This window comes from Psychrobacillus sp. PGGUH221, from assembly GCF_042055255.1.
In the GTDB taxonomy this organism is placed as follows: Bacteria; Bacillota; Bacilli; order Bacillales_A; family Planococcaceae; genus Psychrobacillus.
The window spans coordinates 129,597-146,210 of sequence record NZ_JAQMHQ010000002.1; the positions used below are offsets into that span (position 1 = coordinate 129,597).

Genomic DNA, 16,614 nt, shown 5'->3' on the forward strand with positions numbered 1-16,614 from the left:
TCTACATTATAAAGATACCCCTCACAACATATTAATAAAACGATTTTATATTGTAATGACACAAGAGAACTAGGAAATAAATTATCAGAATGTTCGAGTTCCTGGCAAAATTAAGTAGTGTAGAATAGAATAAAGACGTCAAATGCTTACATAAGGTGGTATCGCTTTTGTTAAAAGAATCTATTTTAATAGTAGAAGATGAAGAAAAAATTTTAAGATTGCTGGAAATAGAATTAGAATTTGAAGGTTATGAAATTGGAAAGGCTACAAATGGTTTAGATGCCTTAGAATCCTACCGCGCAAGAAATTGGGATTTGATATTACTTGATGTTATGTTGCCAGAAATGAGCGGAATAGAACTTCTCCGACGCATTCGTTTAAAGGACTCATTCATTCCAGTAATTTTATTAACAGCCAAGGACTCCATAGAAGATAAAGTATCCGGTCTTGACCTGGGAGCCAATGACTATATTACAAAGCCTTTTCGTATGGAAGAATTACTAGCAAGAATACGAGCTGTTTTAAGGATAAAGCAGGCCACAGCACCAAAATTGGAAGAGAATGACGAGTGGATATATGTAAGTGACTTAAAGATAAATGAAAAAACGAGAGAAGTCATTCGAAGCAAAAACGATATAACTCTAACACCAAAGGAATACGATCTACTTTTATATTTACTTAAAAATAAGCGTCAAGTTTTAGACCGTGAGCAAATTTTAGAGGCGGTTTGGGGCTATGATTATTTTGGAGAAACAAAAATTGTTGATGTTTATATTCGTTATCTCCGAAAAAAAATCGACGCTGACTTTGATTATCCATTAATTCATACAGTAAGGGGCGTAGGCTACGTCTTAAAGGAAGTTACATGAAACTACGAAATAAAATAAATTTATATACTTCGGTGTTATTTATCGTTTTATTAATTCTAATGAATACTTCTATCTACCTTCTTTTCAGTCATCTTATGATGTCAAATGAACTTGATCGCGCTAAAGCTGAAGTGGAAAAAATCGCTTCAGATGTGCGGCGTGAAATTGATCGAATTGCACCTAACAAGCTTCTCCTAGCCTATGTGCCAGTGAATGGGATGATCCAAGTATTAAACGAGGATTTGACAACTGAAGCAAAAATAACATCTGCCTCAGAGACAGCCTTAAAGTCACGAAAAAGCAACTTTTCTGCGGGCGAAGTAAGCAAAATAATTTCGTTTGGAAACAAGCAGTATGTTTTTGTTTCCTATCCAGTCGTTTGGAATGACGGGCGAGTTGTTAACCTTCAAGTGATTAGTAGTATACATGCAACAGATGAGATGATTAAGATTCTGGGTATTGTGTTAATTGGTGTAACGATTATCGCGATGATACCTGTATTTATCTCTAGCAGAATTCTTAGTAATTTAATCATAAAGCCGATCAGACTAATGATAAATACGATGAAAGAAATACAGAAAAGTGGTCACTTTAAGAGTCTTAAGCTTGAAGAGACTTCTGAGGAAGAGCTAGTGGAAATGGGTGAAACCTTTAACCATATGATTGATTTGCTACAAACTAACTTTGAAAAGCAAGAACAATTCGTATCGAACGCTTCTCACGAACTAAGAACTCCCTTAACTATTATTGAGAACTACTCGGACCTTTTAAAACGAAGAGGCCTAGAGCGACCCGACCTATTTGAAGAATCTATAGAAGCGATACACTCAGAGGCTGTTCGAATGAGAGAAATGACGGAACAGCTCTTACAATTAGCAAAACCTCAGGAACAATGGAATATCCAAATGGAACAAATAAATGTAACAGAGCTCGTCTTGGAAACTGCTAATACGTTTCAAAACACCTACCAAAGAGAGATTTCCGTCGAAAGCAATGAAATGTTTACTGGTTATACCGATCATCAAAAGCTAAAACAACTTCTTTTTATATTTTTAGATAACGCAAGAAAGTACAGCGAAGAACGCATTACTATATATGTTAGTGCTACCTCCAATGAAACATTTATACAAATTAAAGATAGTGGAATTGGAATCCCAAAGGAAGACTTACCAAAAATATATGATCGATTTTACCGTGTCGATCAAGCTAGAAGTAGAAAGCAAGGAGGGATAGGTTTAGGACTTACTATGGCAAGAGAAATAGCCAAAGCAATCGGGGCAAGAATTGAACTGAATAGCTTAGAAAACCGCGGTACAACGGTTACACTTTTTTTCAAAACGAAAAATGCTAAGTAAAATAACAATTTATTTCTCACCATTTTTTAACTTTCCCGTTATATACTATTGCCACAAACTGTTACAAGGGGGATTGCACAATGAAGACAAAGAAATGGGTATGGGTATCTGGAGCTATACTCCTCGTTTCCCTACTTTTAATCGTATGGTTTCAATGGTTATCTCCATCCATTTCTGCTCAAGAATTATCAGAGGAAGAAGCGAATGCTGTTGCAATAGACCAATATGCAGGAGACATTATCCGAACGACAAAAACTCATGATGAATACCAGATAGAAATGCAGCTTGAAAATGGTATATACAATATTAAGATAGATGCAAAGAGCGGAAATATTCTTTCCTTGAAACAACTGGGAAAGCCCAAAGAACAACCTGTTGAGCCTAAAGAGCCTCCAACAAATACTGAAGATGGATCCCAAAGTGAGAGTAACGATCCTAAAACACAAGATCCTGCACCAAAAGAAAACACGGTAATTACGGAACAGGAGGCACTCGATATCGCTGCAAAACATGTAAATGGTTTAGCAGATGATGATGCTGAATTACATCAACCACCAGACCAAGCCCCTTATTACTTGGTTGAAGTAGAAATTGAAAATGGCGAGGAAGATCGAGAAGCTATCGTTCAAGTCGATGCATACACAGGAGAAGTAAAATCCGTTAATTGGGAAGATTAATTTCTTTTATACTTTTTCTTACCGAATTTTAACCTTCTTATAACCGTCCTTTCTTTTTCTCTGTTTATTATATAAGTGTAAGCCAAATTAAACAGAGGAGGAAACAACATGAAAAAGATGGTAATAGGGACTTTGGCAACCGCCTTAGTTATAAGTGGTGCAGTCGGAATTAGTGCATTTGCAGAGGATGACGTAAAGATTTCTACCGAGCAAAGCAATAAAATCATCGGTATTGAAAAAGCAAAAGAAATTGCATTAAAGGAAGCTAGCGGTAAATTTGATAGTGTTGAATTAGAGACGGAGAACAAAAAAACATATTACGATGTAGACATTGATGTAGATAAAAATAAAGAAATTGAAGTAAAAGTTGATGCATATACAGCAAAGGTGTTAAGTGTTAAAGAAAGTGATAACGATGACGATATTGAAGCTAGCGTTAAAACTACATCTATCACATCGCTGATCTCAGAAAAAGATGCAATTGCCCTTGCTAAAGAAAAAGTGAACGGAGAAGTCATTAAAATCGAATTGGACTCAGATGACGAAAGATATGAGTATGAAATAGAATTACGCACTAAAAAAGGGGAAGCAGAAATTAAAATCGATGCAAGTACTGGAACTGTACTAGAGTTGGAATATGATGACGATCATGATGATGACGATGATGATGATAAATAAAATTAACTAAAAATGAGAAGGTTCTAAAACAATATCTAATTGCTTTAGAACCTTCTCTCATTGTATTGATTTCAACCTGTCATATTAAATATCTATTGAATGCTCGGTCTAAGATTATCAGGCAATGGATTTCGATAGGCACTTTTTGTGCTTGCAGCTAATTCTTGCTTCGCTAAATCTATTAAGTCTGGTTTTTCAAAAATCTCAATGGCACTTGCTGCAAGAACCTTTCCTGCATATAATAATCCCTTATGAGCCAGAGAGGTTTTTCCTTGAGAGACAAGTTGCCAAGTGTGAAGTGGAGTGCCTGCTACAAAGCAAGTAGTAAAAAATTGAGCGGTTGGCACGATCCAACTAACATCTCCTACGTCTGTCGAACCTTGCATCACTTCTCTATTTTTCACATAGGGTATAATCTCTTCAAAAAAAGGATAGCCTTCTCTATAAAATTGATCTGTGATTTGGTAGCTCGATAATTTCTCTGCATCTAGAATAGCCGTTTCAACCTCTTCAGATGTAATAGTTTTGGCCATTTTATGAGCATAATTCAATTCTTCCCCATTATATTCCGGCAAACCAAAATGCTGTAATTTTTCATTTATTATCATATTTAATGTATGGTTCGGTATGTAATTTGAACATGCCTTATCAAAACGAACGGATACTTTGGTTTCCGTCATTAAAGCAGCTCCATTTGCAATGTTAATAACACGCTGATAGATTTCTTCTACGTCTTTTAAATGAGGGGCACGAATGAGATACAATACCTCTGCATCTGATTGTACAACATTGGGAGAAGAGCCTCCCGTGTTTGTAACAGCATAATGGATTTTGGCATCTGAGATAATGTGTTCGCGTAAATAATTGACACCAACATTCATCAGCTCAACTGCATCTAATGCACTCCGTCCAAGATGGGGAGAATTTGCTGCATGCGAGGCTTTTCCTTCAAAAGAGAAATATACTTGATAATTTGCGAGTGAGGAGAATGAAAAAACACCCGTGTAAGAATTAGGATGCCATGTAAGCGCAACATCAATGTCTTTAAAAACACCATCTCTCACCATAAAAGTTTTACCAGATCCCCCTTCTTCTCCAGGACATCCAAAGTATTTGATAGAACCCGTTACTTTCTTTTGTTGAATTAGTTCCTTTATTGCAAGAACTCCTGCGATTCCTGCTGTACCCAATAGATTATGTCCGCATCCATGCCCGTTTGCACCTTCTTGTAAAGGTTCTCGTATATCTGATGCTTCTCTTTGACTAAGACCTGACAAAGCATCGAATTCCCCGAGTACACCAATGACAGGCTTTTCTTCTCCAAAGGTAGCTGTAAAGGCTGTTTCAATTCCGCCTACTCCACGTTCAACAATAAAGCCCTTTTGTTCTAAAAAATCACTCAATATTTTGGATGATTGATATTCTTGAAATCTAGTCTCTGGTATGTCCCAAATTCGATCACTTAACGCTATTATTTCCTCTCGTTGCTCTTCTATTAACAACTCTATTAAATCTGCTAGATTATCCATTTAAAGTTTCCCACTTTCATATACATAAATTTGTTCAATTGTGGCCAACCAAGTTTCCAAAACAATTGGAAACACGTCCTCATCGATATCAAATTTCTCATGATGATGTCCAGCTGATAGTGTTGTTCCAAAGATGGAATACGTTGCAAGTCCACCTTGATTTTGAACATGATTCATCATATAAGTAGCATCTTCTGAACCGGCGGCAAATTTAGTAAGAGGTATTACTTCCACTAATTTATTTACAGTTTTTGCTGCATCCGTAACTAGTTCTATTAATTTATCAGAAGATGAACAAGTTTTGGCCGATCCCACAACTCTACAAGAAAGCTCAGTCCCATACATTTTGGAAGCTCCTTCTAGCACAGTTAAAGCTTGTTGATGGACATAGGAATGGACTTCACTATTTTCACCACGAGTTTCAAGCTGTAAGGAAGCATGGGCTGGAACAATATTCCGTCCATCACCCGCAATACAGGTTCCGACATTTATCCGAGAAGCCCCTCCACTATGCGGGGATATTCCATGAAGGCCTAGAATAGCAGATGCCGCAGCTAATAAAGCATTTCTTCCCTTTTCTGGCTCAGCTCCTGCATGTGCTGCCTTCCCTTTAAACGTTGCATCTATTTTAGTTGTAGCTAAAAATCCATTTGTTCCAGCAATTACGGTTCCTAATGGCACCCCAGTTCCGACATGCATACTTAAAAAATAATCCACTCCATCTACTACACCAGCATCTACCATGGATTTTGCCCCACGCACTCCTTCTTCCGCTGGTTGGAAAATTATTTTAATCGTCCCTCCTATGTACTCCAAGCTTTCTGCAAGTATTGTTGCTAAGCCTAAACCAAGAGCACTGTGGGCATCATGTCCACACGCGTGCATAACTCCCTCATTTAAAGAACGAAAACCTTTTTCTGTAGGTATATGCGATGCACTATTTGTTTCTAAAATTTCCAAAGCATCCATATCAAATCGAAAAGCAATAGTAGGTCCAGGCTTGTATCCTTTAATTGTCCCAACCACACCTGTATATCCTCCTACCATTTTTTCAAGATATTCTTGGTATGCTCCAGTATTTTTTGCACGCTCATAACAAGCTTCTAACTGTTCATCAGAAGGAACACCCATACGTTCCTCTGTTAACACTTCTTTACCGATCTGTACTTCAAATCCTAAATGATTTAACTCATGCGCAATAATGGAGGCAGTGCGAAATTCTGTCCAGCCTGTTTCTGGATAACGATGAAAATCCCTTCTCCATTCACATATCTGCTCCATTAAATTAGGAGTTATAGTAAACCCATTCATCTTATTCACTCCTTAGATTTATAAACTAGAGATATAAAGATACCCCTGGACCAATAGGAATACCAAGTAATGCAAATACGAGCATTAAAATAATCCAAATAATCAGAAAACCGATTGTATATGGAATCATAAGAGACATGAGTGTACCTATTCCCGCTTTTTTATCATACACGTGCATGAATGATAGAATAATAGCGAAATAAGGATTTAATGGCGTTACCATATTGGTAGAAGACTCCCCAATACGGTACGCTAGTTGTATAAACGCCGGGTGATAACCAAGCACCATAAAGAGCGGAATAAAAACGGGACCAACTAGTGACCATAATGCAGAACCACTAATGATGAACAAGCTCAAAAATGCGGTTAATAATACAAATAGCACGATAACGAATATATTTGTCATATTTAAGTGCGTTAATATTGCTGCACTATGCACCGCTAACCAAATAGCAATATTGCTCCAGTTAAAATATGCAACAAATTGAGCAATCATAAAAATTAATACAATATATCCAGATAAAGTTCCAATTGCCTCTGTCATCAATTTAGGAACGTCTGCAGATGATTGGATTTTTTTCGTGCTTACCCCATAAACAATCCCTACGACTAAAAAGAATAGAAACAAAACTGGCACTATCCCTGACAAAAATGGTGATCGCAATAAGGTTCCATCTTCGTTTAGCAAAGGAGAATTAGGTATAAGCATAGCTCCAACAACAGCAGCGATGAATATTAGTGCAGCAATCAGTGAATTACGTAAACCTCTTTTTTCTAGGGCACTTATCTCATTGGAAAGAGATTGTTGCTCTCCGGTATAAACTCCTAATCTCGGTTCTACATACTTCTCAGTAATGAGTGTACCTAGTCCAGCCAAAACAAATGTAGAAACACTCATAAAAAACCAGTTATCGAGTGGTGTCACAATAATATCGGGATTAATACCTTGTGATATTTCTGTAGATATTCCAGACAATAACGCATCTGTACCAGCAATTAATACATTTGCCGTAAAACCAATTCCGGTACTCGCTAAGCCAACTGCCAATCCAGCAATTGGATGACGACCGACCGATAAGAATACCAGTGCAGCTAATGGTGGAATTACAACAAATGCTGCATCGGAAGCAATATTCCCTAAGATTCCAATAAAGAAAACGGTAAATGTAATAATCTTTCTAGGTGTATTGAGTATTGCTCTTTTCATAAGCATTTCTAGCAACCCGACTTTTTCAGCTAAACCTATTCCTAACATGACAGTTAGTACTAAACCTAACGGTGCAAAGTCTGTAAAGTTCTTTAGAGTATCGGATAATATAAACTGAATACCTTCATAAGACAAAATACTTTTTACCGCTACAGTTTCCTGCGTATTCGGATGAACTACAGCAGCTTTAAATAAACTTAATATCCATGATAGAATAACGAGAAGAACTGTTAGATAAAAGAATAAAATAAACGGATGTGGTAACTTATTTCCCACTTTCTCCACGAAAGATAAAAATCTTGAAAACCTATTTTCACTATTAATCTCTTCGTTATTTTCAATTGTGCTATTCAATAAAACCACCCCTTCGATTAATTAAAGACCCCTTTGTCCAATGTCTTTAAATAACAGGGTAAACTAAATTTATTACGGAAGTCAATATATTTTTAGAAAAAGGAGAAAAATTGAAAAATGCCGAGAATTCTTATTTTTACAACAGAAAATTCTTTAAAATGGGTTAAAAAGGCTGAGGCATTACAACTAGAAAATTGTGAATTTGTTTACACAATTTATGATAGTCTCGCACATTTACACGCAATTTTTTTAGATAAAATACAGTTGGTGGATGGGATATTATTTAGTGGACAAATACCTTATTTTTTCGTTAAACAACATTTTTCAGATGTACTCATTCCGATGTTACATTTCGATGTCACCCAAGCTGATTTTTATCGGACACTTTCTGAATATATCTATAAGAACAAAGACTTCGAGATGAAAAGATGTTTAGTAGATTTCTTATACGAGGAAAATAATTATCTGGGGATAAAGGAATGGACTTCAGAGGAAGATTTACCCTATATCTTTGACCCTAGCATCCGCGCATATGCGGATCTTGATGTATATGATAAAATTCGAGATCTCCACGTTGATTTGTGGCAACAAAACAAAGTGGATGTATGCATGACTAGATTAAGTAGGCTACCAGAAATATTAAAACCATATAATATTAACTTGTTATTAGTAGTTCCTTCTGACCGAAGTATGATTATGAAAATAGAAGCATTGTTAAAAGAAATACAACTTCTTCAATTAATAGAGAATCAAGTTGTTATTGGTCATTTAGAGATAGCTATTAATAGGAATAACGTAACGGAATTAGAATATCGACAAATGTCCTTATATAAAGCAATACTGGATTTTAGCAAACAAAATCATATGTCTTTTATTATTCATAAAAATGTTTTGTATTATGAAATTATCACGAATTACACTGACTTTAAATTGATTACAAACGATAAGACTAGCTGTCAGCTAGTACCCTTTCTCTCCCACGAATTACAGTTTCCTGTTCATATCGGCTGGGGGATAGGTCATTCGATTCAAGAAGCACGATCAAACGCTGAAAAAGCTTCACAAATGTGTGCAGCACTGGAAACTCAGGCTTACATTTTGTCTAAAGAAGAGAAGTTGATTGGACCATTAGGCGATAAAAATTGGATACAGGTAATCACACAGTATGATTCTGGTATTGAACAATTAAGCGGGAAATTAAACACATCTCCTCTACAAATTCAAAAAATCATTGCCGTTATGGACAAGCTTCAATCTAACATACTAGCGTCAGAGGATTTAAGCAGTCATTTAGGTATCACGTCAAGAGCTGCTAATCGAATACTAAAAAAACTAGAAGAACACGGAGCTGCTACTGTTTTAATGCAGCAACAGAAAAAACTACGAGGACGTCCGAAGAAAGTGTATCAAATCCAATTTGACAAAATAGAATAAAGTTATCATAAAGACCGTTAGATGTATCAACCAACATCTAATGGTCTATTTTGTCGTGGTTACTTTTGCATTAACACATATTATTTAAAATGCATTAGTACTAGGGATTATCCACTAATTCATGGTGAAAATTATGATAGTTGAATGATTAAATCAGCACTATCTAGTCGAGTTTATGAAACATGTGAATATCATTGATCCGCTTCTTTATGAGGACTGGAGAAGCATTTTAGATTAATAGAAACGACTTCCCGTTTATATTTAAACGATAAGCCGCTTTTTTAAACTTATATTTTCTTAACGAATTCAGATTTTAATTTCATTGCACCAAAGCCGTCAATTTTGCAGTCTATATTATGGTCTCCATCTACTAATCGAATACTTTTAACTTTCGTGCCGATTTTTAACGTAGAAGAGGTACCCTTTACCTTTAAATCTTTAATAACAGTTACGGAGTCGCCATCATTCAATACGTTTCCATTTGCATCTTTAACAATCTTTTCATCTTCCTTTTTTTCACTCTCAGTATCTATACTCCACTCATGCGCACACTCTGGACAAACAAAAAGATTTCCATCTTCATATGTATATTCTGAGTTACATTTCGGACAATTTGGTAAAGCTGGCATATTGTATTTCCCCCATTTCATATACTGCATCCTATTATACAAGAATTATTTATTATTTCATCCTACATCCATGAAAAAGGAATGTTTACGATACAATAATTTACGTAGAAAGTACTTCATAGAGAAGGCGGCAACTAAGTCAAAAATAGAAATAATGGATAAATACATTAGTACTTTTGGCGGTGCTAAGAGCCTTAAAATTATATTTAAGGTAGTTCAATTTCAACACTTTCCTACTAAAAAAGCCGTTTGATAAAAATATCAAACAGCCTAATAATAAGATTTAATTAGTATTGATACTTCACCTTAACAATTGCATTTATCAAAATTTGTCCGGGTTCAATTGGTGTAGAGAAAGTCTGGTCAGCCATAGCAACTGATTTATAAAGAATCGGTCCCGTTTCCCTTTCTTCTACAACTTCAATTGGTTGAGGGTGTAAAGTCAATTTCAAAGTCTCTGCAATTGTTTTTGCTTTTGTTTGAGCATTTTGAAGTGCTAAACGAAGTGCTTGTTGGTAATACGGATCAGCATTTTCTATTTTAAATTGTATTCCAGAGACACGGTTTGCCCCATTTTGAATAGCAGTATCAATGACACTTCCTATTTTGCTTGTATCTCTCACCTTGACAGTCAATGCATTTGTAACCTCGTACCCTCTAAATATTTGTTTTCCTTCCACATAATCATATTGAGGAAGAACATTAAATGCAGCTGTCTGAATATCTTCTCTCGGAATATTCAGCTGTAAAAGGGATTGTATTACTTGGTTCATAATATTTGCGTTTTCCTGTTGTGCTCCTCTTACATCTTTTCCTTCCGTACTTACCTCTATTTGGATTTGGGCATAGTTAGGTTTTACAAAAACCTCACCGTCCCCCCTTACCGTTATGACCCGTAAAGGAGAAAATAAATGGCCTCGCATAGATTGATAATACATCAATTGCCACCTTCCGAATAATTCATACTAACTATCCTATGCACTATGTATAAAAAACTTGTCATTTATCGCTAGGTGATTTGCTCACAAAAATCGATTTCGTTCATAGACTAAACAATGATGACAACACGTTTTATTTATAAAGGAGTTGTATATATGAATGAATCGAAGGTACGTTTATTTCCACTTACCCTTTCCACGGAAAATAACCAAAGTACTTTTAACCTCAATCCTTGGTTAGATTTTATAGAAGAACAGATATCATTAAACATCCATTTAATTGAAAGTGTTGCTGAGCTGGAGAAGTCATGTAAAAAAATTTTAGAGGGCGTGCAAAGACAAGAAGAAGTATTAAATATACAAGGAAAAATCCACAGAAGGCAGTATGAACATCTGAAGAAAAATGTAATCGAAATCAAACATGCCTCAAAAAGCTACAAAACCTCTATGAATGAGCATTTGAGTAAGCAAACTGCATTTAACAAGATGATGATTAGACGATCTAGTATTCAAAATGAGGTATTAAATCGGATTCAACGAAACAACAATAGACAAGAGAGTATTCTAAAGAGGTATTTTGAGACAGCCTTAGAGAAGCTTGATAAAAATGAGGTCAATACGAATCAATCAGTGGAAAGATTAGAAGCTCTTGAATCAATAATAGAAAAAATAATTGCAAAAATAGAACTGGAAGAAAAGATAAAATAGGAATGATTGAATGAATAAAAATGTTCGCTGCGTATATTGTAGGATTTTTAAATCACTTCTATAATTTTAAGAGTATACACTCTTGTCGCACGCTACACCATCGAGTCTTCGCGGGATGAGTCGCTTCATTCCCCATCCTTTGCGGGGTCTCATTCTTCGTGCTCTTTAGGCATGTAAGGTAAACATCCTGAAAAAATTCATTAAATGGTACCCATTCCGTACAAATCCTAAAGCCTCTCTTTGAGACTAGCACCCTTAAAATATCCGTTGAAACATTACAATTTCAATGAAAGAAGTTCCCCAGGAATTACTATAGCTTTACATATTAACAAACCAATAGATATCCAGCATTTGCCGGATATCTATTTTATGTTTAATCTAAAATCTTTACTTTAACTGTTTTGCGTCCCCAATTGATTGCATCTTGTTTATCTGGCATAAAAATATCTATTTTGTTTCCTTTAATTGATCCGCCAGTATCTCCAGCAATTGCTTCACCATAGCCTTCTACCCATACTCGGGAGCCTAATGGAATAACCGATGGATCTACAGAGATAACTTTTTGGTTCGGATTAGCAATTAAGTCGATTCCAGTAGCTGTCACACCAGAGCATCCTTCACAAGAAGCTGTGTAAGCAGTCGAAGTAACAGTAAGCTCTTTTGCTGTAGATTCTGCAGGAGCTGAAGTTTTAACAGCTGCTGGTTCTGTTGTTTTTGCAGCTGGTGCTGGTGCTGTAGTTTTTGCCGTAGCTGGTGCTGGTGCTGCAGTTTTTTCTGTAGCTGGTGCTGGCGCTGCAGTTTTTTCTGTAGCTGGTGCCGGAGCTTCAGTTTTTTCTGTAGCTGGTTCTGATGTATTTTCAGTTGTATTAGTTACGGGTGCTTTATGTAAGGAAGCCGAATCTACTTTATGCTCAACCTTTTTCGTTCCTTCGATAACTAATTCATCTCCAGGAAAAATTAAATCGCTTGTAAGCTGATTACTTTCCATTAACTCATCCACCGACAGACCATGTAAAAGTGCAATTTGGAAAAGTGTTTCACCTTGAACGACAACATGGGTTTCTTGTACCTTTAACTGCTGTAATGGATATATTAACGTTGAATCTAGTTCGTTCCATTCTTGTAAATCTTGTACACTTACGTTATTTTCTCTAGAAATAGCCCAAAGTGTATCTCCTTTTTCTACCGTATGAACGGTTGATGCGGAAGCTTGTCCCGCCGCTCCTACTGATAGTGCTGCGATTGCGGTTAGTGCAACAATGTGTTTTTTCATAAAATGAATTTCCTCCCTTTCACTAACGAGACTTATCTTACCACGCAAAGATGTCAGTAGCATTTCAAAATGGTTAGAGAGATTTATCAATTAAATGACAAGTTTTTGCTCATTGTTATATTTGTAATATAAATAAGAAAATCGTTGAAACGGCTCCCTATCCGCGGACGTTGCCTTAGCCTCCTAGGCCAACACGATGTTGGTCATGCAATCGTTGCCGCAAAAGTTCTTTTGCGACGAGCTTTGCGCAGGAGCAGGATGCGGCGAACTTAGATTGCCTTCCCCTCAACTGATGGACCGAGCGAAGCGAAGGAAGCGGCTGAAGCCATGCCGGCAGAACGCGTCCGCATGGAACGGAAATGAACGGGTCTTGCATTAATAAAAAATTTCTAAAAGCATTTAAATGGAACAGGGACTATTCCTTCAAACTAAAGAACGATTGCACGTTACACATGCAATCGTTCTTATAAATTACCAAACTACTCTTTGACGACGTTTATATACTTTATTTTCTTTGTAATTTTTCTCTCCTTCTTTTCCAATTCCTAAATAATGCTCTCGTACTTCTTCGTTAGATAATAGATAATCTGCATTCCCCTGCAGAACAACTCTACCATTCTCCATTATATATCCGTAATCGGAGATGGAAAGCGCAACATTAGCATTCTGCTCTACTACTAATATTGAAGTACCTTCCTCTTCATTAATCTGTTTAATGTTCTGAAATATCTCTTTCACGAGTAACGGTGCAATGCCTAAGGAAGGCTCATCAAGAAGCAATAATTTGGGTTTAGCCATGATACCCCTACCTATTGCTAGCATTTGTTGCTCTCCTCCTGATAGGAAACCCGCTTTTCGTGATTGTAAGGCTTTTAGTTTAGGAAAATAAACAAATATTTTCTCCATATCTTCTTTTATATTCGTACGATCCTTAAGCGAATAAGCCCCGGCCAGTAGATTTTCTTCAACTGTTAAGTCTCTAAATACGCGCCTGCCCTCCATGCAAAGAAATATTCCATTCCTTACAATCACATCCGGTGTAATATCATTTATATTCTTTCCTTCAAATTGGATTGTACCATCTGTTATTTGCCCTCCATCACCGTTAAGCAATCCAGAAATAGCTTTTAAGGTAGTGGATTTTCCCGCTCCATTGCTACCAAGTAAAGCAACAATCTTACCCTCGGGTACTTGAAGTGACATCCCTTTCAAGGCTAAAATGATTTTCGAATAGACCACTTCTATATTATTGACCTGGAGCATAAATATCCTCCTTTCAAGAAAAATATCTACATATTAGTCTTTATGGCTAAAATAATCCGTTAACGGCTCCCATTTTCCGTCTTTTACAATACCTAGTCGTGTTTGCTCAGTACCAGTATGATTATCTGCACTAAAGCTAACAGGAGCCCCTAACCCACCAAGATCTAAATCTTGTAAAGACTCAAGACCTGAACGAATTTCTTCTCCGGTTAATTCGCCATCAGGATGTTTTTTTGCAGCTTCTTCAATACCTGCAACTAAAATTTTCGCAGTAGTCCAACCTTGAATAAATTTTTGATTAATATCATCTATTGTCTTACCTTCAGCTTCTAAATATTCTTTAATCTCTGCCATTCCTGGAAGATCCTCATAAGGCATTGCATGAGAAAGAATACCAATATACCCTTCTGCAACATCTTCTCCTACTATAGAAATTACACCTTCACCTGAAGCCCAGTTCAACCCAATGAATTGCGTGTCAATTCCAAGCGTTTTAGCATCTCTTAAAATTGTAGCTGTTGCTCCCCATGTTTCTTGAATAATAGCATAGTCAGGATTTTTCTTTTCCATATTTAATAATTGAGATTGGGCTTCTGTCGCTCGAACATCAACAATTTGTTCATCGACGACTTCAATTCCAATTTCTGCGGCATATGCTTTTATATCTTCAATTGGAGAACGACCAAACGCTGTGTCGTTATACAATAGCGCTAAGGTTGGATTAGAACCTTTATGGTTTTCTTTAATCCATTTTAAAACGGAACGTCCTTGGTCTGAATAAGATGCTGCAGCTAAGAAGTTATATGGGCTTTCATCTAAATTCTTCAAACTCTCTGAGTATGAAGCCGAGAAGAATGGAAGCTTATCATTCGCAACTTGCTGACGCAAAGCTTCCGTATCCCCAGTACCCCAACCAAGTACTGCAGAAACCTTTTCTTTATCTCTAAGTTCCTGATAGATTTTCTGTGCTTCCGGAATTTCATAAGCATAATCTTTTCCTGTTAACTCTAAACTAATCCCCTCTACTCCACCTTTACTTGCTAAATACTTGAAATATGCTTGTTCTCCCTCGGCATATGGTGTTCCTACATCGCCAGTACCACCAGTAATATCGTAAAGTCCACCAATGACAACCGTTCTTTCAGAAACATTACCATTTACCGCCACTTTATCATCCGAACATGCACCAAGTATTAATGCGGCAGACAATATTCCGATTAATGCACTAGTAAACTTTCTTCTGCTTTTCATTCATAATCCCCCTCATATTCATATATAAAGAAGCACACATTTTTTTAAATACGGCTTCTGCAATCCCTTTGTTTAATAAGAAAATGGCCATAACCTAAAATACTTTTTAATGTTAAGCCAAATATGAGCTAATCCTCCTGGTTCAAAAATTAAAAACAAGATAATTGCCGCTCCAAACACAAAATCTTTAAAAGCTGAAAACAATTGATACAGGTCAGGCATGAAACCTGCTAGTACATCAATGAGTGAACCAAGGCCTATCGGTAAGAGCGTAATAAAGGCAGCACCTAAAATAGAACCAAATACACTACCTAGTCCTCCAATTAATATCATCGCTAAATATTCAATAGAAACATGGAAATTATAAAGTTCTGGGCTTACAATCATCGTATAATGTGCGAGCAATGCACCTGCTATTCCTACAAAAAAGGAGCTGATCGCGAAAGCCATAACTTTATATTTGAATAAGTTGATACCCATTATTTGAGCTGCTATATCTCGATCGCGAACTGCCAAGAAAGCTCGTCCAGTGCGGGTCCTTAATAAGTTAGTTGCATACATTACCGTCAACAACAAAATGATCACGCATAAGTAGTAATAGCCAGTATTACTCGATAAAGAAAACTCCCCAATAGTCGGACGACTAAGAACCATCCCTGCTGTGCCACCTGTCAAACCGTCCCACCTACTAATGACAAAGAGAATAATGACCTGTGCCGCTAGGGTTGCGATAGCTAAATACAAACCATTTAAGCGTAAGGATGGAATTCCAAAAAGACCTCCTATAATTGCTGTAACAATTCCAGCTAGTGGTAGTGAAATCCAAAAACTTAAACCTAATGTAGATGTTAAGATTGCTGATGTATAACCACCAACACCTAGAAAAGCACCCACACCTATTGATATTTGACCAGTAAACCCTGTTAAAATGTTTAATCCAATTGCTCCAACAGATGATATTGCACATAACGTTATTAGTCCAATCCAGTAATTGGACACAAATAGAGGAAGTGAAAGTACCATGAGAACGATAAGTAGTGCTTTTATTTTTGAACCGGTAGTTCCAAACATTTTCATATCATCACTATAAGAAGTTTTATAGTTACCGCTTTCCCTCACGAACAAATTTCGCACAATC

General features: G+C 36.5%; 15 protein-coding genes. 6 read left to right on the forward strand and 9 right to left on the reverse strand.

What is annotated here, in order from left to right:
- Nucleotides 1–167 precede the first annotated feature (167 nt).
- The 4 genes from PGC35_RS04610 (at nucleotide 168) to PGC35_RS04625 (ending at nucleotide 3,579) form a co-directional block, all read left to right on the forward strand.
- Nucleotides 168–869 carry a response regulator transcription factor gene (locus PGC35_RS04610; protein WP_375218349.1) on the forward strand — a complete coding sequence of 234 codons (702 nt, stop codon included), beginning with the start codon at nucleotides 168–170 and terminating at the stop codon, nucleotides 867–869.
- A complete protein-coding gene (locus PGC35_RS04615) occupies nucleotides 866–2,224 on the forward strand; it encodes a sensor histidine kinase (protein ID WP_375218350.1) in 1,359 nt (452 codons plus the stop codon). The genes PGC35_RS04610 and PGC35_RS04615 overlap by 4 nt, the downstream gene beginning before the upstream one ends.
- Nucleotides 2,225–2,304: 80 nt before the next feature.
- On the forward strand, nucleotides 2,305–2,901 hold the full coding sequence (locus PGC35_RS04620) for a PepSY domain-containing protein (protein WP_375218351.1): 597 nt from the start codon (nucleotides 2,305–2,307) through the stop codon (nucleotides 2,899–2,901).
- Between the two features lie 108 nt (nucleotides 2,902–3,009).
- Nucleotides 3,010–3,579 (forward strand): PepSY domain-containing protein, encoded by a 570-nt coding sequence (locus PGC35_RS04625; protein WP_375218352.1) that lies wholly within the window; start codon nucleotides 3,010–3,012, stop codon nucleotides 3,577–3,579.
- A 92-nt stretch (nucleotides 3,580–3,671) separates the two neighbouring features.
- Here the strand turns inward: PGC35_RS04625 and PGC35_RS04630 are convergent, their stop codons facing one another.
- Genes PGC35_RS04630 through PGC35_RS04640 form a run of 3 tightly spaced genes read right to left on the reverse strand, consistent with a single transcriptional unit; the run spans nucleotide 3,672 to nucleotide 7,980 of the window.
- A complete protein-coding gene (locus PGC35_RS04630; protein ID WP_375218353.1) occupies nucleotides 3,672–5,108 on the reverse strand; it encodes a M20 family metallopeptidase in 1,437 nt (478 codons plus the stop codon).
- Nucleotides 5,109–6,419 carry an amidohydrolase gene (locus PGC35_RS04635; RefSeq protein WP_375218354.1) on the reverse strand — a complete coding sequence of 437 codons (1,311 nt, stop codon included), beginning with the start codon at nucleotides 6,417–6,419 and terminating at the stop codon, nucleotides 5,109–5,111. It abuts the gene before it with no gap.
- 25 nt (nucleotides 6,420–6,444) lie between these two features.
- Nucleotides 6,445–7,980, reverse strand: a complete 1,536-nt coding sequence (locus PGC35_RS04640) for an AbgT family transporter (RefSeq protein WP_375218355.1) — start codon at nucleotides 7,978–7,980, stop codon at nucleotides 6,445–6,447.
- Nucleotides 7,981–8,097: 117 nt separating this feature from the next.
- On the opposite strand from PGC35_RS04640, the gene PGC35_RS04645 reads away from it, so the two are divergent.
- Nucleotides 8,098–9,414, forward strand: a complete 1,317-nt coding sequence (locus PGC35_RS04645; RefSeq protein ID WP_375218356.1) for a helix-turn-helix domain-containing protein — start codon at nucleotides 8,098–8,100, stop codon at nucleotides 9,412–9,414.
- A gap of 287 nt (nucleotides 9,415–9,701) precedes the next feature.
- Here PGC35_RS04645 and PGC35_RS04650 read toward each other — a convergent pair whose 3' ends face one another.
- Nucleotides 9,702–10,043 (reverse strand): zinc ribbon domain-containing protein YjdM, encoded by a 342-nt coding sequence (locus PGC35_RS04650; protein ID WP_375218357.1) that lies wholly within the window; start codon nucleotides 10,041–10,043, stop codon nucleotides 9,702–9,704.
- Nucleotides 10,044–10,330: 287 nt separating this feature from the next.
- Entirely contained in the window at nucleotides 10,331–10,981 is a 651-nt protein-coding gene (locus PGC35_RS04655; RefSeq protein ID WP_375218488.1) for an SIMPL domain-containing protein, read from the reverse strand.
- A gap of 156 nt (nucleotides 10,982–11,137) precedes the next feature.
- Between PGC35_RS04655 and PGC35_RS04660 the strand changes: the two genes are divergently transcribed.
- A complete protein-coding gene (locus PGC35_RS04660; protein ID WP_375218358.1) occupies nucleotides 11,138–11,689 on the forward strand; it encodes a hypothetical protein in 552 nt (183 codons plus the stop codon).
- A 373-nt stretch (nucleotides 11,690–12,062) separates the two neighbouring features.
- Here the strand turns inward: PGC35_RS04660 and PGC35_RS04665 are convergent, their stop codons facing one another.
- The 4 genes from PGC35_RS04665 to PGC35_RS04680 form a co-directional block, all read right to left on the reverse strand.
- Nucleotides 12,063–12,962, reverse strand: coding sequence for a LysM peptidoglycan-binding domain-containing protein (locus tag PGC35_RS04665; protein ID WP_375218359.1), 900 nt, complete (start codon nucleotides 12,960–12,962; stop codon nucleotides 12,063–12,065).
- Between the two features lie 471 nt (nucleotides 12,963–13,433).
- On the reverse strand, nucleotides 13,434–14,225 hold the full coding sequence (locus tag PGC35_RS04670; RefSeq protein WP_375218360.1) for an ABC transporter ATP-binding protein: 792 nt from the start codon (nucleotides 14,223–14,225) through the stop codon (nucleotides 13,434–13,436).
- A 33-nt stretch (nucleotides 14,226–14,258) separates the two neighbouring features.
- Nucleotides 14,259–15,476 (reverse strand): ABC transporter substrate-binding protein, encoded by a 1,218-nt coding sequence (locus PGC35_RS04675; protein WP_053590847.1) that lies wholly within the window; start codon nucleotides 15,474–15,476, stop codon nucleotides 14,259–14,261.
- Between the two features lie 72 nt (nucleotides 15,477–15,548).
- Nucleotides 15,549–16,613: a branched-chain amino acid ABC transporter permease gene (locus tag PGC35_RS04680; RefSeq protein ID WP_375218489.1), complete on the reverse strand. Its 1,065-nt coding sequence runs from the start codon at nucleotides 16,611–16,613 to the stop codon at nucleotides 15,549–15,551.
- Nucleotide 16,614: the final 1 nt, after the last annotated feature.